We start from the raw sequence: 24,405 nt of genomic DNA on the forward strand, positions 1-24,405 counted from the left end.
CCTGATCGGCGACAGCAGTGGCCGGATGGTCTCCTCCGCGCCGGCGAAACCCACCGAGCGGGCCCGCAAAGCTCTGCGGCTCGCGCTCGCCGACGGCGGACGCAGCCGCGCGTACCGCACGGAGAACCGCACGATCATCGTCCAGCGCATGCGCGCAATCGGCGACAAATTCTTCGTCGCCGTCGTGGATTCGCCGCGTCCGCTTCCGCCGTTGCATCGCAGCGCCATCAAGCATTTCGTGGGTCTGGCCGAGATCGTGCTGCGCGACCCGCTCGCGCTGCGGAGCGCGGAAACCCAGCTCCACGGTGCAGCGTTGGAGATGTTCTTGGGCGGCGGCACTTCTCCCGCGGCGGCGCGCTTGCTTGACCGCGCCGCTGACGCGGACGGAAACGTCGTGCCCGTGGCCATTGTCGCCGCGAACAAGTCGGCGTCCTCCCGCGCGCTCAACCAGCTGGACGAGGCATTGGGGCTGCGCCAGATACCGCTCGCGCACGTGCGCACCGATCCGGACGGCTTCGTGTTCCTTTCGCGCACGGCGATCGCAAAGCCGAATGCCGAGGACATCTTCGGCAGTTTCTCCTCCCGCCTCCGCGTGCTGTCCGGCCGCCAGTGCCACTGGAGTGAGCTGAGCGATGACGATGTCGGGGTGCTTGTCGGCCGTGCGCGTTCGCTTCCGCCGGGGACAGTCGACGAGTACCACCCGCGGAGGCTGGACTGGGCGGAGGGTTCCGCGGTGCACGCCGCCCTGTCCCGCCGCTACCGGGAGGTGCTCGGGCCGATGGCGGAGGACGACCCTGCACTGTTGGAGACAGTGCAGGCGTATCTCGTGCATGGCGGCGAGATCCGCGCGGCGTCGGAAGCGCTCGGCGTTCACCGGCACACGCTCAAGGCCCGTTTGGAGCGCGCGGAACAGCGTTTCGGCGTGCCTTTGGGGGATCCGCTGGGCCGGGCGGAGCTGCTCGTGCTGCTCAGTATTTCGGGCGAAATGAGCTAGCACAGCCGGAATACGATTGCAATGCCCCTATTCGGGGGCGCTGCCATGGCGGGCGCTGAGTAGTCTCCGGCGGTATAGCGTTGTTTTCTGGAACGTCCCGGCGCGAGCCGGGTGATGAAAACAGACGAGAAATCGACAACGAAAGGCTTGATCATGGCTGATTCCACCACTTCTGTGGACACGAAGGCTCTGCTGAAGTCACTGCCCACGGGGCTGTTCATCGACGGCGAGTGGCGCGATGCGTCGAGCGGCGAGACCTTCGACGTGCAGAACCCGGCCACCGGCGAAGTTCTGGCCACGCTTCAGTCCGCGAACAGCGACGACGCGGTGGCGGCGCTCGACGCGGCCGTGAAGGTGCAGAAGGACTGGGCGCGCACGCCGGCGCGTCAGCGCAGCGAGATCCTCGCCCGCGCGTACCAGCTGGTCACCGAGCGCAACGAGGAATTCGCGGCATTGATGACGCTGGAGATGGGCAAGCCGCTCGCTGAGGCGCGCGGCGAGGTCAAGTACGGCGCCGAGTACCTGCGCTGGTTCTCCGAGGAGACCGTCCGCCAGTACGGCAACTCGCAGGAGGTGCCGGAGGGCGGCATCCGCATGATCACCCGCCGCAAGCCGGTCGGTCCGTGCCTGCTCATCACCCCGTGGAACTTCCCGCTGGCAATGGCGACCCGCAAGGTCGCCCCGGCGATCGCCGCTGGCTGCACGATGGTGCTCAAGCCGGCTGAGCTCACTCCGCTGACCACCCAGTACTTCGTCCAGACGATGATTGAGGCCGGCCTGCCCGAAGGAGTGCTCAACGTCGTCTGCGGCACCGACCCAGCCGCGATCTCCGAGCCGCTTATCGACGACCCGCGTCTGCGTAAGGTCTCCTTCACCGGTTCCACCGCCGTGGGCAAGATCCTGATGAAGCAGGCGGCGGACGGTGTCCTGCGCACCTCGATGGAGCTGGGCGGAAACGCGCCGTTCATCGTCTTCGACGACGCCGATATCGACCAGGCTGTCGCCGGTGCGATGGCCGCGAAGATGCGCAATATCGGCGAAGCCTGCACGGCCGCCAACCGCTTCCTGGTGCACAAGGACGTCGCCGACGAGTTCACGGACAAGCTGGTCGCCGCGATGGAGAAGCTCACCGTCGGCAACGGCATGGACGACGGCGTCGACGTCGGCCCGCTGATTGAGGAGAAAGCCCGCCAGAATATCTCCGGCCTGATCGAGGATGCGAAGAAGGATGGCGCGACCGTGCTCACCGGCGGCGAAGCCATCGACGGCGACGGCTTCTTCTTCCAGCCGACCGTTCTGCGCGGCGCGAGCACCGATTCCCGCATCTTCCAGGAGGAGATCTTCGGCCCGGTGGCCTCCATCTACGAGTTCACCGACGAGGACGAGGTCATCGACCTGGCCAACTCCACCCCGTACGGCCTGGCCTCCTACATCTTCTCGGAGAACTCCGACCGCATGTGGCGCCTGGCCGACGGCCTGGAATTCGGCATCGTCGGATTCAACGCTGGCGTTGTCTCCAACGCCGCTGTCCCGTTCGGCGGCGTGAAGCAGTCCGGCCAGGGCCGCGAGGGCGGCGCCGAGGGCATCGACGAGTACACCGAGGTGCAGTACATCGGTGTGCGCGACCCGTACGCCAACAAATAGCCGCAGCTGCGCGAACGCGCAGGTGAAAGGGATCTGACCGGGTGATCGCTGGGCCACAACGGGGCCATAGTGTGACCCCGGTCAAGTTGTTGCTACATTCTCGCTATGTCTTCAACTGTCTCGAATCCCGCGCCGCTGCGCGACCATGAAGCGGACCCCTCCCGCGCGACAAGCCACGCGATCGGCTTTTGGCAGGGAGTGGCCCTGATCTTCGGCACCAATATCGGTGCCGGCATTCTTTCCCTCCCGTACGCGGCGCGCAACGGCGGGTTCCTCGCTCTGGTAGTGGCGCTCGCTATCGCGGGAACGCTCACCACCATCTCCATGCTCTATGTGGCCGAGGTGTCCCTGCGCACCACAGAGCCGCTGCAGCTTTCCGGCCTGGCGGAGAAGTACATGGGCCAGACCGGCCGCTTCCTCGTCTTCGCCGCGATCATGGTCAACAGCATCGGCGCCCTGATCGCGTACGCGTCCGGTTCCGGCCAGCTGGTGCACAATATCTTCGGCCTGCCCCCGCTGGCCGGCACGCTCATCTTCTACGCCCTGGGCGCCTACATCATGTGGAAGGGCCTGCAGGCCACCGGCCTCGCGGAGGGCCTGATCACCAGCGGCATGGCCGTGATCATCTTCACCCTGATCATCTGGACGATCGCGGGCCCCGGCATTGAACTCACCAACCTGTGGGTGCTCAAGCCGTACTTCATCATCCCGATCATGAACCTGGCCGTGTTCACCATTCTCATCGTTCTGCTCCTCATCCTGGGCACCATGGTGGCGCTCGTCGTGTTCGCGGCGCGCGGGCAGGGCCGCATCGCGCACTGGCAGATCCCCAAAGAACTCAAGTCGGTGGCGGCGTTGCCGCAGCTCGGCCCGGGCAAGGTGGACCGCGCGGCCGTCAAGGAGCTGTTCGACTAGTTTAGCCGCCCCCTCAGTGTATTAGATGCGGTCACAGCCGACTTACCGGATGGATGGAAGGACGGTTTTTCGGGGCCTGCATGTAAGCTGCAACACCCCAAACTGCAGCACAGCAAAGAATCACCGGCACAGTGCCTGACCATTCGATGAGTGCAATACCGAATATCGCAAGCGCCGATATCGAGTCTCGAATAAGCAGTGATTGAACTGATTGCCTGGTCCTGTCCGCTTTCAACGCGGCCACAGCAACGAAGCACAGTGCCGCAGCGGCCGTGACGGCGAAGAACACACCGGTAACCACAGGTGCATCTGCATAGGTGCCGTCATCGAGGTTGTGGCGTAGCGCAAGAGCAACGCCACCTACTAGCAGCGGACTCCAAAACCGCAGTCCCAGTTTCTTTTGCATAGCGCACGCCCTTCTCATTCAATCTTTGGCTTAACTGGCGGGAACCCCCAGCTAACGTACAATACAACGCCTTTACCTTGGACCATCCCGGTGTGGCAGGTGCGCGGCGTGGACCACGTTGTCGTGCAGGCCACGATCATCGTGGTCTACGTGGCCGCGTTCATCTACTCGGTGATCTCCCTGCTCGGGCTCGTCCCGGCAGGCTGGGCCTAAACGACTCCCGGCATGACCGCCGGGAAGTCCGCCTTAGCGGATCTCCAGGAGCACGGCGGTCTTGTTCACCTGGTCGCCCTGCTCCACGGCAAGCCCCTTCACGGTGCCGGACTTGTGCGCCTTGACGGGGTTTTCCATCTTCATGGCCTCGAGCACGAGCAGGATATCGCCCTCGTTGACGGTGTCGCCCTCGGCGACATTGACCTTGACCACGGTGCCCTGCATCGGTGCGGGCACGGCGTCGCCGGACAGAGCGGCGGCGGAATTGCGGCGCTTCTTCGCCTTGCGTTTGCCGGTGCCGCCGATGACCAGGGAGGAGGGGAGTGCGACCTCGATGCGGCGGCCGTCGATCTCCACGGCGTAGGTGCGTTTGGCGCCCGGCTCTTCGCCCTCTTCCTCGTCGTCGGTGTACGCCGGGATCTCCGCGCTGAATTCCTCTTCGATCCAGCGGGTGTAGATGTCGAAGCCGTTCTCGTCGCCGATGAACGCCGGGTCGTCCAGCACTGCGCGGTGGAAGGGGATCACGGTGGGCAGGCCGTCGACGATGTACTCGTCGAGGGCGCGGCGGGCGCGCTGGATGGCTTCCTCGCGGGTCTCGCCGGTGACGATCAGCTTGGCCAGCATCGAGTCGAACTGGCCGCCGACCACATTGCCGGCGCGCACGCCGGAATCGACGCGGATGCCGGAGCCGGCGGGCTCGATGTAGCGGGTGATCGTGCCCGGAGCCGGCATGAAGTTCATGCCAGGGTCCTCGCCGTTGATGCGGAACTCGATGGAGTGGCCGCGCGGGGCCGGGTCCTCGGTGTGGCGCAGTTTCTCGCCGCCTGCGACGCGGAACTGCTCGCGCACCAGGTCGATGCCCGCGGTCTCTTCGGTGACGGGGTGCTCCACCTGCAGGCGGGTATTCACCTCGAGGAAGGAGATGATGCCCTCCGGATTCTTCTCGTCAGCCGGGCTGACCAGATACTCGACGGTGCCGGCGCCGTAGTAGCCGGCTTCTTTGACGATGGCCTTGGCCGAGGAGTGGATCGCCTTGCGTTGAGCATCGGACAAGAACGGGGCGGGGGCTTCCTCCACGAGCTTCTGGAAGCGGCGCTGCAGAGTGCAGTCGCGGGTGCCGGCGACGACCACGTTGCCGTGCTGGTCGGCGATCACCTGCGCCTCGACGTGGCGGGCGCGGTCCAAGTAGCGCTCGACGAAGCACTCGCCGCGGCCGAAGGCGGTGACGGCCTCGCGAGTGGCGGACTCGAAGAGCTCCGGGATCTCCTCGCGGGTGTGGGTGACCTTCATGCCGCGGCCGCCACCGCCGTACGCGGCCTTGATGGCCACCGGCAGGCCGTGCTCGTCGGCGAATGCGATGACCTCGTCGGCGTGTGCCACCGGCTCCTTGGTGCCCGGCGCCATCGGCGCGGAGACCTTCTCCGCGATGCGGCGGGCCTCCACCTTGTCGCCGAGCAGAGCGATCGCCTCAGGCGAGGGGCCGATCCAGGTCAGGCCCTCGTCGATCACGCGGCGCGCGAAGTCGGCATTCTCCGACAGGAAGCCGTAGCCCGGGTGGATCGCATCGGCGCCGGAGGCCTTCGCGGCACCGATGATCTTGTCGAAGCTCAGGTAGGAATCAGCGGCGGTGTTGCCGCCCAAGGCGAATGCCTCGTCGGCGAGCTCGACGAACGGGCTGTCCGTGTCCGGCTCGGCATAGACAGCCACCGACGCAATGCCGGCGTCTTTGGCGGCACGGATGATGCGCACGGCGATCTCGCCGCGGTTAGCAATGAGAACCTTCGAGATGGTCGACGGTGTAGGCACTCTCAACAACGCTTCCTGATCGGTGAATAATTCGTGGAGTTAGATTTCAAGAACTCTACTAGGTCCTATCGATAGGCATCCGCACCATGTTTCCCCACTCGTACCAAGACCCGTCGTAGAGGGAAACTTTTTCCAGGCCAAGGGCGTAGCGGAGGATGAACCACGTGTGCGCGGCGGATTGGCCGTTGCCCGAGTACGTGATCACCGGGGCATCGGTGGGCACCTCGGCGTACGCGGCGGCGATGGAGGAGTGGTCCTTCACGCGGCCGTTCGGGTGCACGGCATCGCCCCACGGGTGGTTCACCGCGCCCGGAATGTGGCCGTGGCGCAGGACAGGGGAGACGCGCAGACGGTCCGTTTCCAGCTCGTCCTCGGAGCCGGAGAAGAACTCGGGCCCGCGGACGTCGATAAGCATGCCCTTGTCGTCGCGGTCGCGCACCTCGTCCACGAACGTGCGCCACGGCTTATCCTCGCGCTCCACGACCGGGTAGTTCTGCGACGGGTACTCCGGAACTGCAAAGGAAGTGTCGCGCTCCTCGCCCATCCACGCGTCGCGCCCGCCGTCGAGAATGCGCACGTCCGGGTGGCCGAACAACTCGAACACCCACGCCGTGTACGCCGCCCACCAATTGTTGTGGTCGCCGTAAATGACCACCGTGTCGTCGCGGCCGATGCCGCGGGCGTTCATCAATTCAGCGAATGCCTCGCCGTCGATGAAATCGCGCACCACCTCATCGTTGAGGTCCTTGTGCCAGTCAATGCGCACCGCGCCCGGGATGTGGCCGATGTCGTAGAGGAACGCGTCCTCGTCCGACTCCACCACGCGCAGGCCCTCGACGCCCAAGCGGGCGGACAGCCAGGAAGCGGACACGAACTTTTCCGGATGCGCGAAGTCCTGGAACAGCGGGAACGGATCAGCGGGAATTCCCATGCAAATAACCTCTTCGTGCAGGCGTACGGCGAAAATGAATATCGGGGCAAATGTGGCTACACGTTTCGTGTGGCCGGTCACCGCCAACACTACCTGTGAACCCCCGGGGACTGGTCAAGTAACTGTGAAGTTTCAAGCGTGTGAACTTAGTTACTATCCATTTCACTTGCACGGCGGGACCGTGAAAAACACCTTAATCTCAAGGTAGGAACCTCCGGGAAATTGGGACTGGGTGTTCCTCTCCGCATTGAAAGCACTTATCTTAAGGGGATTCACCGTGCACAAGGCAATCGTCGTCTTCGAGGTCGAAGGCGGTTCCGACAAGTACTTCGACGGGCACCGCAAGGACACCATGCCCATCGTCAACGCCATCAAGGAGAAGGGCTGGAACTCGGAAGTCGTGTACTTCCGCCCCGAGTGGTCCGACGACATCTTCGAGTACGTCTCCAATAGCTTCGACGCCTACATTTCCCGCGTGAACCCGGGCAATATCCCGGGCGGCGAGAAGGGCTACTTCGACCTGCTCACCCGCCTGTCCGAGGCTGGCCTCGTGGGCATGTCCACCCCGGAGGAGATGGTCTCCTACGGCGCCAAGGACGCACTGGTGAAGCTGAACAAGACCGACCTGGTCCCGGAAGACACCGCCGCGTACTACGACGTCGAGTCCTTCCACGACACCTTCCCGACCTCCCTGTCCTACGGTGAGCGCGTGCTCAAGCAGAACCGCGGCTCCACCGGCTCCGGCATCTGGCGCGTCCGCCTCGCCGACGAGTCCGTCGCTGAGTCCGTCGAGCCGGGCACCGCACTGCCGCTGGACACCAAGCTCAAGTGCACCGAGGCCGTGGACAACCACACCGAGGACCGCGAGCTGGGCGAGTTCATGGACTTCTGCGACCAGTACATCGTCGGCGACAACGGAATGCTCGTGGACATGCGCTTCATGCCGCGCATCGTCGAGGGCGAGATCCGCATCCTGCTGGTCGGCCCGCACCCGGTCTTCGTCGTGCACAAGAAGCCGGCCGAGGGCGGCGACGCATTCTCCGCAACCCTGTTCTCCGGCGCGAAGTACACCTACAACAAGCCGGAGGAGTGGCAGGAGCTCGTCGACATGTTCGCCGAGGCCCGCCCGGTCATCGCCGAGAACCTCGGCGGCGACAACATCCCGCTGATCTGGACCGCGGACTTCATGCTCGCCGACGACGACGAGACCGGCGAGGACACCTACGTCCTCGGCGAGATCAACTGCTCCTGCGTCGGCTTCACCTCCGAGCTGGACATGGGCATCCAGGAAATGGTCGCCGAAGAGGCCATCAGCCGCGTCGAGGCGAAGCACGCCTAAGACAGCTGGTTTCTAGCTGACAAGAGCCCCGGGCTCTTCCTCCCTGAGATGGTGTGGGGGAAGCCCGGGGCTCTTTTGCGTGTCCGGTCGGTGGGGGCTAAGCCTCGCCGGCGATCAGCTGAGCGGATGGACAGCGGCAGGTGTTAGCGGTAGCGGCCAGGCCCAGTGCCACGCTCATCAGCGCGTACATGGACCAGTCGGGGATGCCGTAGTGGAAGATGGTCCACACTGGCGCCATCTGCGCGTCGGCGTCGGAAAGCGGCTCGCTGTCCGGCGGGGTGAGGAAGTTCGTGGCCGGCTCGGAGATGGCACAGAACATCAGGTCCACGCCGATGCCGGCGGCGAAAAGCATCGATGCCCAGGTGAAGAGGCTGAATTGCGGCCGCGAGTGGTCGGGGCCTAAGCGGATTTCGCCGAATTTACTCAACGCAACGGTGAGCACGAAGATGACGATGAGTGCCGCGGTGAGGACGTAGTACCAGCCGAAAGTGCGGCCGATCCAGTCCATGGAGCCGAAGATGATGTTCTCGGTCTGGTCCGGGAAGATTGCGGCCCACAGCACGAAGCCGACGATCAGGATGCCGGAGGCAATAAGACTGGTTTGTTGACGCGGGAGTATCCCTTGGCGCCTAGTTCTTCGTGGGCTTCGTCGTGGAAGCTCTCCACGTCGATCCCTTCAGCGTCCTTGTCCTTGTTTTGATTGGTATCGGTTTTAGATTTTGTAGGGGCTGAAGCTCGTGCGCGCGACGCATCGGGGCTCACTGTTGCTCCTTCATATTCATTTGGGAAACGGAAAAAGACTGGTGTTTCGTGCCGAAAAAGGGCACAAGTCCACCACGATAGCGATAAGACGAGCGCTTATCCGTGCTGAACCGTAGACTGTCTTAGGTCTGACCGCGAAATTTGAAAAGGATTGCACATGTCTACTCCGTACAACCCTGAAAATTCCTCGAACCCGGATTACGGCTCCACCCCGGATTACGGTTCGACTTCGTCGTCCTCTGGCGCGGAGAACACCGGCTCCGGCGCCCACAGCGCCCCGGGTAACTACGGGTCCTCCGATTCCTTCGGTTCCTACGGCGCTTCCTCTGCCGGTGCTTCCAACTCCGGCTTCGGCGCGTCCAACAACTCTGGCTTCGGTGCATCCCACTCCGGCTCCACCGGCGCTGCTTCCACCGGCCAGAACACCGCATCCACCGGTGCAGCCAACACCAACTCCGGCTTCGGCGCGTCCAACAACTCTGGCTTCGGTGCATCCAGCCCCGGCTCCACCGGCGCTGCTTCCACCGGCCAGAACACCGCATCCACCGGTGCAGCCAACACCAACTCCGGCTTCGGCTCCTACGGTGCGACCGACTCCAGCAACGCCTCCGCAGCAACTGGCAGCTTCGCACAGACCTCCCAGCAGCCGAACTACGGCGACCAGTACGGTCAGCAGCAGTACGGCCAGACGCAGAGCAGCCAGGCACAGGGCGCCCAGTTCGGTCAGGGCCAGGCTCAGAACCAGAACTTCGGTGCTGGCGCTTTCCCGCAGGATGCACAGGCGGCTGCGGGCAAGAAGAAGGACGGCTTCTTCGGTGCTCTCTTCGACTTCGAGTTCCGCCGCTTTGTCACCATTGACTTTGTCAAGATCATCTACATCATCTACCTGGTCTTCGCTGCCCTCATGTGGGTCGGCGGCCTGATCGCCGCGTTCAGCGGCTTCTCTCAGGGCGCGGGCATCGGTCTGCTGATGCTCATCGGTTGGCTGATCTTCGGCACCCTCTGGGCGCTGTTCCAGGTCGTGATTTCGCGTGTGATGCTCGAGGTCCTCGTCTCGGTGGTCCGCATCGCGCAGAACACCACCGAACTGGTGGATCAGGGCGAGGCGCGGAAGTAGCAGCCTTGCGCTGAACCGCAGCGCATCAAACCGAGCCGCCCCGCACCCCCGTAAGGACAAACAGTCCGCTCACGGGGGAGCGGGGCGGTTTTCGTGTGCGCCACTAGAATTTGTGACCGTGACGTTCATCATCTTGCTTATCGTGATCATGCTGTCGGTCATCGCGCTCGCGGAACCGTTGGGGGAGCGCATCGGGGTGGTCGCTCCAGTACTTCTGCTTGTCCTCAGCGCGGCGGTGGCATTCGTGCCGCAGGTGCCGGAGGTGGTCATCGACCCGGAGATCATTCTGGAGTTGATCCTGCCGCCGCTGCTGTTCGCAACGGCGATGCGCATGCCGGTGCACGATTTCCGCCGGAATTTCAGTTCGATCTTCCTGTTGGCGGTCGTGCTCGTGGTGCTCACGGCAGTGTCGGTGGGCTGGGTGATCCACCTGATCGTCCCGGCGATCCCGCTGCCGATCGCGATCGCGGTGGGTGCCGTGGTCAGCCCGTCGGACGCGGTGGCTGTGGGCATTGTGAAGAAGGCGGGTGTGAATAGGCGCATCATCGCGATCCTGGACGGCGAGGGCTTGATCAACGATGCCTCCGCACTGGTCACCCTGGGCACGGCGCTGCTGGCGGCGCGGTCGAAGGTGACGGCGGGGGAGGTGCTGGCCAACTTCTTCTGGGCGGTGGCCGGCGCGGTGATCGTGGGCGTGCTCGTCGGTTACGGCGCGATGTTCCTGCGCCGGTTCGTCCACCATCCGACATCGAACACGGTGCTCTCGCTGGCCATCCCGTTCGCGGCGTTCCTCCCGACGGAGGAGATCGGTGCGTCGGGCCTGGTGGGCACGGTCGTGGCCGGTCTCGTGGTGGCGCGAAAGAGCGTGGGGGTGCTGGGGCCGTCGGTGCGCATGTCCGACACGCAGACTTGGGACACGCTCGGCCTCGTCCTGGAGTCGCTGGTCTTCGTGCTGATGGGATTGCAGATGCCGCACCTGATTGACGACGCACGGGCATCCGGCTACACGTTCATGATGTCGTTCACCGTGGCCATGGCGTGCTGGGCGACGGTGCTCGTCGTGCGCACGCTGACGGTCACCCCGATGATGTACGTGATGCGCTCGCAGGCGGAGCGCACGCTGAAGCGCATGGAGCGCCTCGACGTTCTCGATAGCCGCATCCAGGAAGTCTCCGCCGACCCGCGGATGCAGGACGAGCGTGCGCAGCGGCGCCTCAGCTCAGCACAGCAGACGGTCAGCCGCCGCTACGGTGATGCGCGCTATTTCGCGGAGAAATCGCTCGGTTTCCGCGCCGGCTCCGTCATCGTGTGGGCGGGCATGCGCGGTGCGATCACTCTGGCCGCGGCGCAGACGCTTCCGCACGACACGGAGGGACGCGGTTTCCTCGTGCTCGTCGCGTTCATCGTCGCGGGTGCGTCGCTCATTGTCCAGGGCGGCACACTGGGCTTGCTTGTCGACGTAGTCAACCCCGGCCAGGACGAGCCGAGTTCGTGGGAGGAACGCCAGCGTCAGCGCACGCTGCTCCGCGACGCGGCGACTGCCGTGCCGGTTCCGGCGGATCTGGAGCGCGCTTTGCGCTACGGCGGCCTGTCGGAGGAGAAGATTCACGCGGCGAAGGTCGAGGACCTACTCGGCGTGCTCCGCAATCCACACGGTTTCAGCGCGGCCGCCGACGAGGAGGAAGAGGTGGACCTCAAGGCGATTCCGCAGCAGCTCGCGGATTACGGCATCGCGCGCGTGAAGGCCCAGCGCGAGGCACTCGTCGCGGACCGCGACGCGGGGCGTATCGACGCCGACGATTTCTCCTACCAGCTCCGCCGCCTCGACGGTGCTCAACTGTCCATCGAGGCCCAGTCGGAGAGCTTCCTGCGCACGGGCATCATGGGCGGGAACGAACCGGTCAGGGAGGAAGAGGAGGTCAGCGGTTAGGATCATCCGCCGAAGGCGAGTGCCAGACACAGCGGCTAGACGCCCCGGGCGATGTCGAGCCCGGCGCGGATCAGCGGGATCTGCAAAGGCAGGCGGCCCAGCGAGATGAGCTGCTTGTGCCAGGGTTTATTCCGCCACTGGTAGGCCATGTAGAAGTTGCCCGGCCAGACAGCGGTGAATAGCGCGACCGCTGCTGCACCGCCGGTGCGGCGGGTCGAGGGGATAGCCAGAAGCGCAGCGGTGGCAAGTTCCGCGGCCCCGGAGACGTAGGTGTACGTGCGTTGGCTGCCTGGCAGCTGTGGCGGAACGATCCCGTCAAAGGGCTCGGGTTTGAGGAAGTGGATCACGCCTGCGCCAGCGAGCAGCGGGACGAGCGATTTCTTCACAAGGCGGCCGGGACTGTCAATATTCATGCTGCCCAGCCTAGGCCCGTTCACCGCCACAGCTCCGAGGCGTTCACCCCGAAGGAATAAAGGGCCTTGCGCAAAAGTGGCAGGGACAGACCGATGACGCTGGTCTGGTCGCCTTCGATGGAGTCGATGAACCAGCCGCCGAGGGCCTCCAAGGTGAAGGCGCCAGCGCATTCAAGGGGCTCGCCGGAGCGGGCGTAGGCCTCGATATCGGCGTCGGTGGCGTCGCCAAAGTGGATGCGGGTGGACACGGTGTCCACGACCCGTGTGCCCTTGTAGCCGATGGCGTGGCCGGTGACCAGCTCCGCGGTCTGCCCGCGCTGCGCTCGCCAGCGACTGATGGTCTCGTCCACGGTGTGGGGCTTGCCCTGCAACTGGCCGTTCAACAGCAGCATGGAATCGCAGCCGACCACGATGTCGTCCGGATACTCCGGCGCGACCGCATCGGCCTTGGCACGGGCAAGCGCCGAGACCACATCCGCCGGGGCAGAACCCGCCAGAGACGAGATGATCGCGTCCTCGTCGACATGCGCCGGGTGCTGGACGGGATCCACACCGGCGTTATCCAAGATCATCCGACGCGACGGGGACTGGGAAGCGAGAACGAGGCGCATAAGCAGAGCAGCGAAACCTAAAACAGCGTCTGCGAGTTGAACGCGGAGGGGTTGTACACCACCGGGCCGTGGTCGCGCGGGGTGGGGCGGCCCCAGAGGTTGCGGTGGCCGCCGGAGGTGCGCGACTTGGCTGCCTGCTGCAGGTCGGTGAGCACCTGGGTCAGTGCGGCGAGCTCCTCCTCAGTGGGCTGGCCTTTGACGACGGTGAACAGTGGTTGAGCCGTGGGCTGGGACATCGCAGGTGTGACCTCCTAACAGGGTGGGGGAAACAGACAGGGAACTAGAGCGGGATATTGCCGTGCTTCTTCGGCACGGAGTAGACGACCTTGCGCTCGAGCAGGCGCAGTGCCTCGAGCACCTGGGTGCGGGTCTGGGACGGCTCGATGACGATGTCGACGAGGCCGCGCTCGGTGGCCACGTACGGGGTCATGGTGGTCGCGGCATATTCATCGGCGTCGACGGACAGGAGCTCGGCGGCAGTGGTGGCGTCGGCAAGCGCGATCTGCGCGGTCGGCCATGCCAGCACGATGTCAGCGCCCAGGTCCTTCGATCCCATGGTCACGTACGACGGGCCGATCGCGCGGCGGGTGATCACGGTGATCTTGCCCACCTGGGCCTCGGCGTACGCGAAGGCGAGCGCCGCGCCGTGGGTGGCGGAGCCCAGGTGCTCTTCTTCCTCGGACGGGAAGAAGCCGGGGGAGTCGACGAATTCGACGATCGGGATATTGAAGGAATCGCACACGCGGATAAAGCGCGCGGCCTTTGTCGCGGCGGCGTGGTCGAGGCAGCCGGCGAGCACGCTCGGCTGGTTGGCGACGATGCCGACGGCGCGACCGGAGATGTGCGCGAAGCCGGTGACGATATTGTCCGCATAACCACGGCTCAGCTCAGTCAGGCCCTTGTCGGTGACGCGGGTGATGATCTCGCGGACGTCGTAGGACTCGGCGTCCGAGTTGGGGATGAAGGTGTCCAGGTCGCCGGTCTCCGGCTCGGTGGAGCTCTCGTTGATGGGGGAGGCCGCGCGGTTATTCTCCGGCAGGAAGCCGACCAGGTCGCGGACCGTCGACATCGCCTCCACGTCCGTCGGGGCGACCAGGTGAGCGATGCCGGTGACCTTGGAGTGCACGTCGGAACCACCCAGGGACTTCGCGGTGGCCACGCGACGAGTCACCTTCGTCACGGCGCTTACCGACGTCAGATGCATGGTCGCATTCTTGACCATCACGGTGATGTCGCTGACCGGCACGAGCAGCGCCGCCAGGGACGCGACCTCGCCCGCCACGACGGAGATCTGCGGCACGACACCGGATGCCTCCGTGGCCTTGCGCAGGATCTTCGCGGACATCGCCGCGGTGACCACGCCTTCCTGCAGGCGCCCGCCCGTGGAGTCGTGGATCGCGATGACCGGCACACCCGTCTTGATAGCCAAGTCGTAGATCTTCAGGATCTTCTCGGCGTAGACCTCGCCCATCTGACCGTCGAAGATCGAGGCTTCGTGGGCATAAACGGTGACCCGTCGGCCGTCGATAAGCCCATAGCCCGTGACAACGCCGTCGGTCGCGGGCTTGGTGCGTCCCATGCCGTATTCCTCGACGCGGTGGCGTGCGAGCGCGTCCGTTTCGAGGAAGCTGTCGGTGTCCAGCAACGCCTCGATGCGCTGCCGTGCGGTGGAAATCCCCGCTTCTCCCGCAGCCCGGGTTGCTTCGCTGCCCATCGGCTCGCGCGATTCAGCGAGCCTGTTGCGCAGGTCCTCGATTTTGCCAGCGGTCGTGGTCAGGTCGGGCTTTTTGTCGGTCATAGCGCTCCACTTTACGGGCTCACAGCCTCTTCATCAGGTTCCACACCGCCTATCGGTCGGCGCGTCCCCAATGTTTCGCGAAGCGCTTATCGACGCCCACTCTGCACCCCGAATCTCCTCATCCCCCGCCAGGAGAAACTGAAGTCCCAGGGAAACCGCCGACAAACGCTAGTTCTGGCCGAGATCGAAAGGCGTGACGCCGGAAAGGCTGTTCGGATCGAGCCGCGTGGTGATGCCGATCCTGTTCCACGCGTTGATCGTGACAATCGCCATCAGCAGATTGCGCGCTCCCTTTTCTCCGTGCAGGCGCTCAACGCGGTCCCAGAGCTCATCCGGCACGGATTCTTCGCCGTGGATCTTGGTCACCGCGTCGGTGAGCTCTAGCGCCGCGCCTTCTTCATCCGAGAAGACGTCGGGAGTTTCCGTCCAGTTCTCCACACGGCTGATTTTCTCTTCCGTCCAGCCGTCTTTCCTGGCATCGCGGCGGTGCATGGCAAGGCAGTACGTGCACTGGTTGATCGCAGAGGCCCGCAGCTGCACGAGATGTGAGTAATCCTTGTCCACGCGGGCCCGCACGTACGTCTCCATACCGAGCATGGGCGCGTAGGCGACTTTCGGGATTGGTTTCCGTTTATTCGGTGCCATGCAAGAAGTCTACGTCTCGCCCTAGCCACTCGCACCAGTCAATCTTCTAGACCAATCGATGGCCTAGCGTGGGAAAGCAACGGCAGGAAAACGCCGTTTAAAGCTCCTGTCCGAGCATTTAGTCGTAGTGGCCGAGCATGTATTGGTCGGAGCGGTTCCAGTACTGGTTGAATGCGTCGACGTCGCCGTCGACTACTTCGATGCGCCCGTTGTCGTAAGCAAGTGTGACGCTGTTTTCCAGCTTCACGCTGCCCATCAGGTCTTGTTCCCGTTCGTGCCAGTCGAAGCTGATGGTGTCGCCGTCAAGGGAAACGTTGTTGATCTTGCGGAATGTGCGCATCTCTCCGTCCGGTTCGCCGTTGATATAAAAGGCGATGCCCTGCGAAACGGAGGCACCGGTATACGCCGGGCCGTCTATACCGCCGCGTCCACCGTAGAAGATGATCCAGCTGACGGGCGCGCACGGGTCGTAGAAGTTGTCGATGTTCTCGATCCAATAATGGGTGTCGTGAGGGTTATCGCCCACCCGGGGCATGCGCCCCGGAGCAGTTCCGTCCTCGTACTGGTCCCGCGGGTCCTTTGGCAGGGACGCGCACTTCTCTTTCTTCTCCGGCTTCTCCGATTTCGTTTCTTTTTCCGCCGGAGCTTTGGTCACCGTCTCCGTGACCACTTCTTCTTCCGCCCCCTCGTCCTCAGACGGTGCGGACACTGTGCTCAGCGGTGCTGACTGCGGTTCGGGCTCCGCTAAGTTCTCGGACGTGGAGCAACCAGCGGTGAGAGTAGCGACAGCAGTCAGAGCTGCAAGGACCGAAGCGCGACGGGATCTCATACCTGTTGAGTGTAGCGACCGCTCCGGGCCGCACCATCACGTCTCAGTGGCCGGACTAGTCGTAGGTGCCCAGCATGTACTGGAACGATGGCTCGTTCCACCTGTCGTTGAATTTGCCCACTTCACCGTCAACCGCTTCAATGCGTCCGCTTGCCGCGCTGAGCGTGACTGAATAGTGCGCGGTGATGCCGTCGGCGGTGTAGCTCGTGCGCTCGCCCCAGGACAGTTCAATGGTGTCGCCGTCGACGGAAATATCCTCGATGGACGTGAGCAAACGCATCTCGCCGTCCGGCTCCCCGTTGATATAAAAAGCCACGCCGTCGGCACGCGCACCTGCGGTCATTGCGGGGCCTTCGGGCGAACCGGTCTCTCCGTGGAAGAGAACCCAGCTGACTTCGGCGCAGGGGTCGTAGTGGTTCTCGATGTCCGCGATCCAGTAGTTGTAATCGCTGTCAGGCTCAACGGCCGGCATCCGCCCCGGTGCAGTACCGTCCGCGTACTGGTCGCGCGGGTCCTTCGGCAGGGACGCACACGAGCCCGAACCCTTCTTCTTATCGGACTTGTCCGACGAACGGGACTTGTCTGAGGAGCCGGACTTACCGGCATCATCTGAATCTTTGTCCGGCGCGGCCTCACGGGTCACGACCTCGGTGACCACGCCATCCTCGGCTGCATCCGCGGGGGAGGGGGCCGCGACGGTGTTCATCATCGGTTCTTCCAGGCCCTCCGACGAGCAACCAGTGGCAAGAGCAGCTACAGCAGTCACAGCTGCAAGGACCGAAGCGTGGCGGGATCTCATGGTGTTTGAGTGTAGTGCTCAGCCGTGAAAACGCACGACAACCGGCCAATCACATGGAAGGACGGGGGGCACCGCCTAGTCGTACGTGCCCAGCATGTACTGGTACGACGGGTTATCCCAAAACGAGTTGAAACTGTCCACGTCACCGCTTACTGCTTCGATGTGTCCGCTTGCTGCGCTGAGAGTGACCGAACGGTGCAAGAGGGGGCCGTCGGCGTTAATACCGGTGCGCTCGCCCCAGGACACATAAATGGTGTCGCCGTTGACGTGAATATCCTCGATGACCCCGAACATGCGCATCTCGCCATCAGGCACACCGTTGATATAAAAGGCCACGCCGTCTTCACGAGTGCCTTCCCTCATCGATGGCCGTTCGGCAGAGCCGGTCTTCCCGTGGAAGAGGATGAAGCTGACCCTTGCGCATGGGTCGTAGTGGTTCTCGATGTCCGAGATCCAGTAATTGAAATCGGAGGCAGGGTCCACGATTGGCATCCGCCCTGGCGCGGTATCGTCCGGGTACTGTTCCCGCGGATCGTTCGGCAGGGCTGCGCACGAGCCGGTCTGCTTGTCGGACTCGCCCGACGAATGGGGCTTGCCGGGGAAGCCGAACTGACTGAAACCAAATGAACTCTTCTTTTGTGCTGCTTCGTACGACACCGCTTCGGTGACCACGTCGTCGTTGCCGGATTCAACCGGGGAAGGGGCCGCGGCGGTGTTCGTTGTCTGGTCGTCCGAGCCGACCGATGAGCAACCGGCGGCGAGTGTCGCTACTGCCGCGACAGCGGCAAGGAGTGGTGTGTGGTGGGTTTTCATGGCTGCAGTGATCCTTTCGTCGTGAGTGGGCCTAGCCGTGGCCCAATTGGTATTGCTTGCGGGGGTCATTCCATTTCCCGTAGAACTGATCGACGTCGCCGTCGACAGCTGTGAGTTCTCCGTTTTCGATGCGCAGCGTCACCGAGTAGTGGTCGGTGATGCCCGCGGCCGTCGTCTCGCCGAGTTCGCCCCAGGCGAAGTTCACCGAGTCGTCCGCATTCCTGGTGACATCCTCGACGGCGGTGAAGAGCTGCATTCCCTTCACGGGCGTGCCGTTGATGTAGAACGCGATGCCGTCGGTCATGGATGCGGCGGTTCCCGCCGGGCGGTCGACGTGCCCGAGGCTGCCGCGGAACACGATCCAGCTGAGAGGCATGCACGGGTCGTAGTTGTTCTCGATGTCTTCGATCCAGTAGCTGTCCTCGCCGGTCTCGTCGCCAAGGCCTGGCATGCGGCCCGGCGCGGTTCCGCTGGGGTACTGCTCCCGCGGGTCCGTCGGCAGTGCGCCGCACTCTTCGCCGCCGCCGGGTGCTTCCTCGCCCGGCGCGCCAGGTGCCTGTTCATTGCCGTCGGCAGGAGGTGCGGCTGGGTCGTCGGCGACGACTTCTTCAGTGACAGTTTCGACTGGGGCACTGCCATCTGCCCCCTCGCTCGTACCCTTGTCCGCGCCTTCACTCGGGGCGGTGTCGGTGGGCGGATCGGTGATTGCGGTCTCGTTCGGTTCGGTGATCTCGTCGGTGGTGGCACAGCCCGTCGCTAGTGTCGCGACAGCTGCGATGCTTGCGATTGCTCTGGTGGTGTGTCTCATGCCACGAAAACTAATTGCAAGGGGAACCATTGTGAATGCCTAAGGAGATACCGTTACCCCTTCGTCACGGATCGTCACATCGCCGTCACACTCGAAGCTTTTATCGCTCAAAACACCAGACCGTTAACTATTTCCTCAGTAACTGCAGGTCAGCGAGCCAGAGTCAATGCGCTCAACGAATCCGCCACAACAGTCAGAGAAACCCGCGAACCAACGGCACCCGAGCGACACCCATGCAGCACCCCAATGACACCCACGCGACACACTCCGACCCACCCCAGCATCACAGCCGAGTCGATGAAACAAAAGCGCGGGCAAAGCGGGAATCACGGCACAAGAGGCATAAAGTTTTACTAATCCACCCATGAAAGGCCGCCGTCTATGTCCACCGCTTCCGGTACACCGACCCCCAATTCGCCTGACAGCGACGCCGACGAACTGCCGGAGCTGCACAGCGACGAGCACCTCGAGCAAGCCCGCGACGAGTTCGAACTCGACCATCTTTCCGATGCCGACCGGGAACAGTACGAGGAGCAGGTAGCCACCGACGAGGTTCCCGACGGGACAGTCATGGCGTGGGCGATGACGCTCTTCGGCACTGCGGTCGGCGCCGGCATCTTGTTCCTGCCTTTGGATGCCGGCACGTTCGGGTTCTGGCCGCTGCTGGTCGCCACGTTATTCGTCGGCCCGCTGGTGTTCTTCTCGCACCGCACGTACGCGCGCATCGTTTCCGGCTCGCCAATGCCCGGCTTGGACGTCCTGCAGGTGGTCACCGCGCTCACTGGCCGCACGCGCGGCTTCATCACGGCCCTGGTGTATTGGCTGGCGGTCTACCCGACGGTGCTGATCTACGGCGTGTCCATCACCAACACCATCGACAGCTTCATTGCCAACCAGTTCGGCGGCCCGGAGATCAGCCGCTGGGTGCTGGCGCCCATCTGCGTGGGCATTCTCACCGGCGCATTCGCATTCGGGCAGAAGGTCACATTGGCCATTGCGAATTTCCTCGTCTACCCGCTCATCGTGTCGCTGGCGGGTGTGTCGCTCTATCTGATCCCGCGGTGGGACATCGCGAGCTTCATGTCGTACGAGTCGGATACCCCGATCTGGCAGTCGCTGCTACTGCTCCTGCCGGTCCTGGTGTTCTCCTTCAGCCACATGGCGGCGCTGTCCCAGTTCGCGCGCGACGTGCAGAAGAAGCATGACGACGACGTGGCCAAAACGGAGAAAGACGTGACCAAGATCGAGCTGATCGCGGTCATCGCACTGGTGCTATTCACCATGTTCTTCGTCTGGTCGTGTGCATTCGCACTCGGCGCGGACGGCCTGGATGAGGCGTCTGCGCAGAACATTCCGGTGCTGTCGTACCTGGCGAATGAGACAGGCACGCCGATCATGGCGTGGTTGAGCCCCATTGTGGCGATTTGCGCGATCTCCTCGTCCTACTTCGGTCACATGATGGGCACAGAAGAAGGCACGACGTACTTGCTGCGCGTTGCCGCCCCGAATTTCGCCCAGCGCGTCAGTGAGAACACCATGCGCTGGGTCATCAACGCCTTCATTTTTATCACCGGCACCCTGGTCGCGGTGTTCAACCCGTCGATCATGACCTTGATCTCCGTCGTCGGCGGCATCTTCGTCGCCTTCCTCGTGTACCTCGTGCCCACGCTTCTCTTCCGCAAGGCCACCGCCTACAAGCACTACGCCAACCGCCCCGACACCATCTTCGTGGGCGTGATGGGCGTCATCATCGTCGGCGTGACCATCTGGAATATGTTCCGCTGACCAGTGCTAACACGACACCAACTAGTTGTAAGGAGCGAGCCATGGACGAGCAGGCAAAGCTAGAGCGGGTGTTCAGCTACCGCTTCGGCGACATCTACGGCAACTACGTGGCCAAGGTGGAGCGCAAAGGACACACGTTAGACGAGCTTGACGACGTGCTCGGGTGGTTCACCGGGCTGAGCCCCGACCAGCTTCATGCTGCCGCCGAGTCCGACCGGACCCTGCGCGATTTCTTCGGCGAAGTGACGCTGAACGCGAATGCGGACCTCATTACTGGCAAGGTGTGCGGCGTGCGCGTGGAGGACGTCGATGACGTGCTCATGCGGAAAATCCGCCGAATGGATCTGCTTGTCGACGAGCTCGCCCGCGGCAAGAAGATCACGAGCATCAAGCGGTGCTGAGCCGTCCACCGCGTCACCGTAGCTCTTCCATCGCCCGCGCGAGTTCTTCGGTAAACGGGCCGTCGGATGCCTCACCGTCATCCCAGACCAGGGTCACCTGACGTCACACCGAATTCACCACGCGCGACCAGGTGAGACGCGAGTCTGTCCACCCTTCGCGAGGTGTCATGACCCACCAGGCCTTGAGGGCGGCCTCCTGGGCAGCTTGAATCGACTCGATTCCCGTCACGTGATCTTCGGTTCTGCTCTTGAGCTCAGCACGGAGCTACTTGACTGGCCAGTTCAGAGGCAGGCTACCGAACCGACACGACAAGAAATTCCGTGCCACGAAGAGGACGAGTTCGGTGCGCGTGTCCGAGGAGTCGACAGGGTTCGGCTTGCGCATGGTGCGACCCCACTGGTCGAGGGCGTCTTGCACCGTGTCGGCAGGGAGTGCGTCGACCGCTGCGAGCCCTACTGGGATCACTGTCCGCGCAAGTGCCGTGCGCTGGTCCTGCTGGGCACGACGCCCCTGGCGTCCAAAGATCGCGTCCTGCTCAGGCGCGGTCAAAGACCGGGCAGCGTCCATGAGCGGGACCTCAACCGCGTCCAGCACGTGTGAGAAACCTGGGTCGCGCTCAATCCAGGGCTGGGCAGGCAAGACACGTTCCGTGATGGCTTCGGCATCAGCAATGGTTTGCGGCATCTCACGACCAAGCCACGATGGGAATGCTGGCTGACCGGAGCGCTGAATGCCGACAAGGCGTTGCTTCCACCATTCGGGAAGCTGCTCTTCTGTGCGGGGGTGCAACTCAAGTTCGCGGCGCCACTCATCAACGGTTGGACGAATGTCCTCGGGCGCAAGCAGCTTGCGTTCCGCGTCAGCACCCTGCGGGTCAAGGATGAGTTCGCCATCGTTATTGACGTTGAGACCCGGCTTGGAGCCTGCCTGCAGGGTGACAAGGAGTGACAGTGGCCACAGGCCGTTCTGGGCCTTGGCAACGGCCGCTCGCAGGGCACGAAGCTCTTCAGCAACGTTGGCTGCGAGGGTCAGCGTCTCGAGTCCTCCATCATCGGCTTCGAGCTCCGTGGAAATCGCGTAGTCCGCACTGGCAATGGTTGCCCACTCAATGCAGATACGGTCCCACGCAGTTCCGTAGCAGTCGAGCGCCGCCGAATGAACCGCGGCGAGAGCTTCGTCAAGCGAACGCGGCTGGGCCATATGTCCTCGCTACTTCCCGTGGTCGATCATTACGGCTTGATGGTAACGAAACCGTCCTCACGAGGCTTGACGTATGGTGTGCGCGAATCTGAGTGGTCAATATAGACACGTTCACCCGTTTCCACATCGGTGTACGAGGAGCCGTACTTGAACTCCGTGGGGCGACCATAGTCCGGGTTCGTTTCCGGTGTTCCGTTGTAGTCGTAGCTCGTAAACGTACGCGGAGGCGCAGGAGGCGGTGGATTCGCTATCTGACAAGGAGTTCCCGGTGGAGAAGCTGTCCATCGTGTGCGTGGATCTGATGCAGCAGGGCACCAGTGCGTTCGAGTTCGGCGCGGATCTTCTCCGCGGATTGCTGGAAGGAGCGGCCCGGGATGTAGCCGTCGTAGATGCGGATGGGTTCCTTTGCGTCGATTCCCGTCGCTGTGCGGATATCGCGGGCACGGGGGCCATTGGATACGAAGCGACGGCCCTGTTGCCGCTGGCACACGGGAAGAGTTGTTCATGGGATTTGTCATGCCACAGTGTATCCGCTCGCCTGCAAGGCACCGTTATACTGCAGGGCAACATGGCTACTGAACAAAAATCAGAGAGCAGGACGTCCTCGCGGCACTCGAGCGCGTGGAAGACCCCGAGATTGGCAAGCCCATCACCGAACTGGACATGGTGGAATCCGTGCGCATTACCGGCGCGGATGTGGCCGTGGGCATCTACCTGACCATCGTCGGCTGGAACGAACGCACCGAAAATGAGATCCGGAAAGAGGGTTCGACGGCAAAGCACAACAAAAAGGAACGTTCGCACCGAAATGTCGGACTTGGTGGGTAGGATAAGGCGCTGAGCGAACATTTCGGAACGATCGATCCGCTAGGAGGGCCCTTATGGACATTGCGGCCTTGGGTGCGTTCGTGCGCCAGCAGCGCAAGGACCGTGGGCTAACACAGCTGGATGTGGCGGAGCTCGCGGAGGTATCGGACCGCTTTCTGCGCGAGTTGGAGCATGGCAAGCCGTCCGCTGAGATTGGGAAAGTCATCGACGTGCTCGCAGTGCTTGGGTACGATCTCGAGCCTGCGGTGCACAGGGGTAGCGCATTATGATCGCTGCGGACGTCTACGTAGGTAGTGACCTGGTAGGTCATTTTTCCAAGCGCGACGATGGGTTGGTGGAGTTTGCGTATCTCGTCTCTGCGGGGAAACCTGTCGCGTCGACACTGCCAGTCGCGGGTGGCCCTTATATTGCTGCAGGTGGCGCCCTTCCCCCGTTTTTCACCAATCTTCTCCCGGAGGGCCGTCGGCTTTCCACGCTGAAGCGAACCGTGAAAGCATCTTTAGACGATGAACTCGCGTTGCTTCTCGCCGTCGGTAGCGACACGATTGGCGACGTTAGCGTTCTTCCGCACGGGCAGACGCCGAGTCCCACAACAGCAGCCATCGACCTCGACGGTGAACTCGACTTTTCCGGTGCCCTCGCCTGTGCCGGTATCGCAGACCCCATTGCGGTCCCAGGCGTCCAGGACAAAGCGTCGGCACGCACCATCGCGGCACCCGTACGAGGCCAGAGCCGTGATTACATCCTGAAAGTCTCGCCGCCCGAGTACCCCAAACTCGTAGAGAACGAAAAGGCATGCTTCGACATTGCGAAATCCGCAGGTTACCCGCTTGCCGAGGTGCAGTTGCTTTACGACGTCCACCAGCGCCCCGGTCTCCTGATCACCCGTTTCGACCGTGAAGGTGACACCCGCCTCCACGTTGAGGACGCGGCGCAAATCATGGGGCTGTACCCGAGCGGAAAATATGACCCCCCGATGGAGGATGTTGCCCAGGCGCTCATGAGCGTCAGTTCCTCGCCCGTCCTAACGGCCCGTTCGGTTGCTTTTCAGACGGCGTTTGCATGGTTGACCGGAAACGGCGACCTGCACGCAAAAAACATCTCCATGATCTGGCGCGGAGCGACTGTCGAGGTCGCTCCCATCTACGACATCCCCTCCACCCTCCCGTACGGCGACAGCTCAATGGCCCTGTCGGTACAGGGCAGAAAGGACAACATCAGCGGAAGGATTTTCCGCGATTTCTGTGGAGAGATCGGGCTACCGGAACGCGCCACCGAACGCATAATGGCCACGGCATTGCGCGTGACCGAAGGGGCGGCAGAGCGGATTGTCTCCGCCACGGACTTCGATTCTCGGCGTGCGCGAGACCTGCGGCGCGTGCTGGCAAAACGCCGCGTTTTGTGGGCGTGAATGTTC

24 protein-coding genes and 2 pseudogenes are annotated in these 24,405 nt (G+C 63.4%); 11 read left to right on the top strand and 15 right to left on the bottom strand.

The genetic code is table 11. The annotated features are described in order from the left end of the window. The 3 genes and pseudogenes from J5Y21_RS09705 to J5Y21_RS09715 all read left to right on the top strand — a co-directional run. A partial coding sequence (locus J5Y21_RS09705; RefSeq protein ID WP_210575067.1) for a helix-turn-helix domain-containing protein occupies positions 1-994 on the top strand: 994 nt, incomplete at its 5' end. A 153-nt stretch (positions 995-1,147) separates the two neighbouring features. Next, on the top strand, positions 1,148-2,638 hold the full coding sequence (locus tag J5Y21_RS09710; RefSeq protein WP_210575069.1) for an NAD-dependent succinate-semialdehyde dehydrogenase: 1,491 nt from the start codon (positions 1,148-1,150) through the stop codon (positions 2,636-2,638). A gap of 105 nt (positions 2,639-2,743) precedes the next feature. Next, positions 2,744-3,379, top strand: a pseudogene (locus tag J5Y21_RS09715) (aromatic amino acid transport family protein); the annotation flags it as partial. A 205-nt stretch (positions 3,380-3,584) separates the two neighbouring features. On the opposite strand, the gene J5Y21_RS09720 reads toward J5Y21_RS09715, so the two are convergent. The 3 genes from J5Y21_RS09720 to J5Y21_RS09735 form a co-directional block, all read right to left on the bottom strand. Further along, positions 3,585-3,959, bottom strand: a complete 375-nt coding sequence (locus J5Y21_RS09720) for a hypothetical protein (protein ID WP_210575071.1) — start codon at positions 3,957-3,959, stop codon at positions 3,585-3,587. 246 nt (positions 3,960-4,205) lie between these two features. Next, positions 4,206-5,978, bottom strand: a complete 1,773-nt coding sequence (locus J5Y21_RS09730; RefSeq protein WP_349236986.1) for an acetyl/propionyl/methylcrotonyl-CoA carboxylase subunit alpha — start codon at positions 5,976-5,978, stop codon at positions 4,206-4,208. A 58-nt stretch (positions 5,979-6,036) separates the two neighbouring features. Further along, the gene (locus tag J5Y21_RS09735) at positions 6,037-6,909 is read right to left on the bottom strand and encodes a sulfurtransferase (RefSeq protein ID WP_210575073.1); all 873 of its coding nucleotides are present in this window, start codon (positions 6,907-6,909) and stop codon (positions 6,037-6,039) included. A gap of 277 nt (positions 6,910-7,186) precedes the next feature. Here J5Y21_RS09735 and J5Y21_RS09740 point away from each other — a divergent pair, with 277 nt between their 5' ends. Beyond that, positions 7,187-8,248 (top strand): Cj0069 family protein, encoded by a 1,062-nt coding sequence (locus J5Y21_RS09740; protein WP_210575075.1) that lies wholly within the window; start codon positions 7,187-7,189, stop codon positions 8,246-8,248. A gap of 97 nt (positions 8,249-8,345) precedes the next feature. Here the strand turns inward: J5Y21_RS09740 and J5Y21_RS09745 are convergent, their stop codons facing one another. Next, complete coding sequence (locus J5Y21_RS09745; RefSeq protein WP_349236987.1) at positions 8,346-8,810, bottom strand: BCCT family transporter; 465 nt, start codon at positions 8,808-8,810, stop codon at positions 8,346-8,348. Positions 8,811-9,167: 357 nt separating this feature from the next. Here J5Y21_RS09745 and J5Y21_RS09750 point away from each other — a divergent pair, with 357 nt between their 5' ends. Next, positions 9,168-10,127, top strand: a complete 960-nt coding sequence (locus tag J5Y21_RS09750; protein ID WP_210575077.1) for a DUF4282 domain-containing protein — start codon at positions 9,168-9,170, stop codon at positions 10,125-10,127. A 118-nt stretch (positions 10,128-10,245) separates the two neighbouring features. After that, entirely contained in the window at positions 10,246-12,057 is a 1,812-nt protein-coding gene (locus J5Y21_RS09755) for a sodium:proton antiporter (RefSeq protein ID WP_210575080.1), read from the top strand. A 35-nt stretch (positions 12,058-12,092) separates the two neighbouring features. Here the strand turns inward: J5Y21_RS09755 and J5Y21_RS09760 are convergent, their stop codons facing one another. The 9 genes from J5Y21_RS09760 to J5Y21_RS09800 all read right to left on the bottom strand — a co-directional run bounded on the left by J5Y21_RS09760 (position 12,093) and on the right by J5Y21_RS09800 (position 18,773). Beyond that, positions 12,093-12,470, bottom strand: coding sequence for a hypothetical protein (locus J5Y21_RS09760; RefSeq protein ID WP_210575082.1), 378 nt, complete (start codon positions 12,468-12,470; stop codon positions 12,093-12,095). A 20-nt stretch (positions 12,471-12,490) separates the two neighbouring features. After that, complete coding sequence (locus J5Y21_RS09765) at positions 12,491-13,081, bottom strand: nucleoside triphosphate pyrophosphatase (RefSeq protein ID WP_210575089.1); 591 nt, start codon at positions 13,079-13,081, stop codon at positions 12,491-12,493. Between the two features lie 17 nt (positions 13,082-13,098). Beyond that, positions 13,099-13,317: an acyl-CoA carboxylase subunit epsilon gene (locus J5Y21_RS09770; protein ID WP_210575091.1), complete on the bottom strand. Its 219-nt coding sequence runs from the start codon at positions 13,315-13,317 to the stop codon at positions 13,099-13,101. A gap of 44 nt (positions 13,318-13,361) precedes the next feature. After that, positions 13,362-14,879, bottom strand: coding sequence for a carboxyl transferase domain-containing protein (locus J5Y21_RS09775; RefSeq protein ID WP_210575093.1), 1,518 nt, complete (start codon positions 14,877-14,879; stop codon positions 13,362-13,364). 168 nt (positions 14,880-15,047) lie between these two features. After that, positions 15,048-15,524: a carboxymuconolactone decarboxylase family protein gene (locus J5Y21_RS09780; protein ID WP_210575095.1), complete on the bottom strand. Its 477-nt coding sequence runs from the start codon at positions 15,522-15,524 to the stop codon at positions 15,048-15,050. 118 nt (positions 15,525-15,642) lie between these two features. Further along, positions 15,643-16,353, bottom strand: a complete 711-nt coding sequence (locus J5Y21_RS09785) for a hypothetical protein (protein WP_210575097.1) — start codon at positions 16,351-16,353, stop codon at positions 15,643-15,645. A gap of 55 nt (positions 16,354-16,408) precedes the next feature. Further along, complete coding sequence (locus tag J5Y21_RS09790; RefSeq protein ID WP_210575099.1) at positions 16,409-17,152, bottom strand: hypothetical protein; 744 nt, start codon at positions 17,150-17,152, stop codon at positions 16,409-16,411. A 75-nt stretch (positions 17,153-17,227) separates the two neighbouring features. After that, complete coding sequence (locus tag J5Y21_RS09795) at positions 17,228-17,965, bottom strand: hypothetical protein (RefSeq protein WP_210575101.1); 738 nt, start codon at positions 17,963-17,965, stop codon at positions 17,228-17,230. A gap of 31 nt (positions 17,966-17,996) precedes the next feature. Next, positions 17,997-18,773, bottom strand: coding sequence for a hypothetical protein (locus tag J5Y21_RS09800; protein WP_210575103.1), 777 nt, complete (start codon positions 18,771-18,773; stop codon positions 17,997-17,999). Between the two features lie 381 nt (positions 18,774-19,154). Here J5Y21_RS09800 and J5Y21_RS09805 point away from each other — a divergent pair, with 381 nt between their 5' ends. Together J5Y21_RS09805 and J5Y21_RS09810 are read left to right on the top strand one after the other, a co-directional pair. Then, the gene (locus J5Y21_RS09805) at positions 19,155-20,558 is read left to right on the top strand and encodes an aromatic amino acid transport family protein (RefSeq protein ID WP_210575105.1); all 1,404 of its coding nucleotides are present in this window, start codon (positions 19,155-19,157) and stop codon (positions 20,556-20,558) included. Between the two features lie 41 nt (positions 20,559-20,599). Next, positions 20,600-20,959, top strand: coding sequence for a DUF2200 family protein (locus J5Y21_RS09810; protein ID WP_210575107.1), 360 nt, complete (start codon positions 20,600-20,602; stop codon positions 20,957-20,959). Between the two features lie 265 nt (positions 20,960-21,224). Here the strand turns inward: J5Y21_RS09810 and J5Y21_RS09815 are convergent, their stop codons facing one another. Together J5Y21_RS09815 and J5Y21_RS09820 are read right to left on the bottom strand one after the other, a co-directional pair. Continuing rightward, positions 21,225-22,160, bottom strand: a complete 936-nt coding sequence (locus J5Y21_RS09815) for a hypothetical protein (RefSeq protein WP_210575116.1) — start codon at positions 22,158-22,160, stop codon at positions 21,225-21,227. Positions 22,161-22,407: 247 nt separating this feature from the next. Beyond that, positions 22,408-22,650: a hypothetical protein gene (locus J5Y21_RS09820; RefSeq protein WP_210575189.1), complete on the bottom strand. Its 243-nt coding sequence runs from the start codon at positions 22,648-22,650 to the stop codon at positions 22,408-22,410. Positions 22,651-22,745: 95 nt separating this feature from the next. On the opposite strand from J5Y21_RS09820, the pseudogene J5Y21_RS09825 reads away from it, so the two are divergent. The 3 genes and pseudogenes from J5Y21_RS09825 to J5Y21_RS09835 all read left to right on the top strand — a co-directional run. Next, positions 22,746-22,889, top strand: a pseudogene (locus J5Y21_RS09825) (iron-sulfur cluster assembly protein); the annotation flags it as partial. Between the two features lie 152 nt (positions 22,890-23,041). Further along, complete coding sequence (locus J5Y21_RS09830; protein WP_210575118.1) at positions 23,042-23,257, top strand: helix-turn-helix transcriptional regulator; 216 nt, start codon at positions 23,042-23,044, stop codon at positions 23,255-23,257. Beyond that, the gene (locus J5Y21_RS09835) at positions 23,254-24,399 is read left to right on the top strand and encodes a HipA domain-containing protein (protein WP_210575120.1); all 1,146 of its coding nucleotides are present in this window, start codon (positions 23,254-23,256) and stop codon (positions 24,397-24,399) included. The genes J5Y21_RS09830 and J5Y21_RS09835 overlap by 4 nt, the downstream gene beginning before the upstream one ends. Positions 24,400-24,405: the final 6 nt, after the last annotated feature.

The sequence above is a fragment of the Corynebacterium sp. Marseille-P3884 genome (assembly GCF_017942225.1).
Classification (GTDB): domain Bacteria; phylum Actinomycetota; class Actinomycetes; order Mycobacteriales; family Mycobacteriaceae; genus Corynebacterium.

Coding starts and splice junctions, on each gene's coding strand:
- J5Y21_RS09735 (WP_210575073.1), bottom strand. CDS start 6,909: ATGGGAATTCCCGCTGATCCGTTCCCGCTGTTCCAGGACTTCGCGCAT.
- J5Y21_RS09795 (WP_210575101.1), bottom strand. CDS start 17,965: ATGAAAACCCACCACACACCACTCCTTGCCGCTGTCGCGGCAGTAGCG.
- J5Y21_RS09805 (WP_210575105.1), top strand. CDS start 19,155: ATGTCCACCGCTTCCGGTACACCGACCCCCAATTCGCCTGACAGCGAC.
- J5Y21_RS09800 (WP_210575103.1), bottom strand. CDS start 18,773: ATGAGACACACCACCAGAGCAATCGCAAGCATCGCAGCTGTCGCGACA.
- J5Y21_RS09765 (WP_210575089.1), bottom strand. CDS start 13,081: ATGCGCCTCGTTCTCGCTTCCCAGTCCCCGTCGCGTCGGATGATCTTG.
- J5Y21_RS09815 (WP_210575116.1), bottom strand. CDS start 22,160: ATGGCCCAGCCGCGTTCGCTTGACGAAGCTCTCGCCGCGGTTCATTCG.
- J5Y21_RS09720 (WP_210575071.1), bottom strand. CDS start 3,959: ATGCAAAAGAAACTGGGACTGCGGTTTTGGAGTCCGCTGCTAGTAGGT.
- J5Y21_RS09770 (WP_210575091.1), bottom strand. CDS start 13,317: ATGTCCCAGCCCACGGCTCAACCACTGTTCACCGTCGTCAAAGGCCAG.
- J5Y21_RS09710 (WP_210575069.1), top strand. CDS start 1,148: ATGGCTGATTCCACCACTTCTGTGGACACGAAGGCTCTGCTGAAGTCA.
- J5Y21_RS09835 (WP_210575120.1), top strand. CDS start 23,254: ATGATCGCTGCGGACGTCTACGTAGGTAGTGACCTGGTAGGTCATTTT.
- J5Y21_RS09780 (WP_210575095.1), bottom strand. CDS start 15,524: ATGGCACCGAATAAACGGAAACCAATCCCGAAAGTCGCCTACGCGCCC.
- J5Y21_RS09750 (WP_210575077.1), top strand. CDS start 9,168: ATGTCTACTCCGTACAACCCTGAAAATTCCTCGAACCCGGATTACGGC.
- J5Y21_RS09785 (WP_210575097.1), bottom strand. CDS start 16,353: ATGAGATCCCGTCGCGCTTCGGTCCTTGCAGCTCTGACTGCTGTCGCT.
- J5Y21_RS09775 (WP_210575093.1), bottom strand. CDS start 14,879: ATGACCGACAAAAAGCCCGACCTGACCACGACCGCTGGCAAAATCGAG.
- J5Y21_RS09810 (WP_210575107.1), top strand. CDS start 20,600: ATGGACGAGCAGGCAAAGCTAGAGCGGGTGTTCAGCTACCGCTTCGGC.
- J5Y21_RS09830 (WP_210575118.1), top strand. CDS start 23,042: ATGGACATTGCGGCCTTGGGTGCGTTCGTGCGCCAGCAGCGCAAGGAC.
- J5Y21_RS09760 (WP_210575082.1), bottom strand. CDS start 12,470: ATGAATATTGACAGTCCCGGCCGCCTTGTGAAGAAATCGCTCGTCCCG.
- J5Y21_RS09790 (WP_210575099.1), bottom strand. CDS start 17,152: ATGAGATCCCGCCACGCTTCGGTCCTTGCAGCTGTGACTGCTGTAGCT.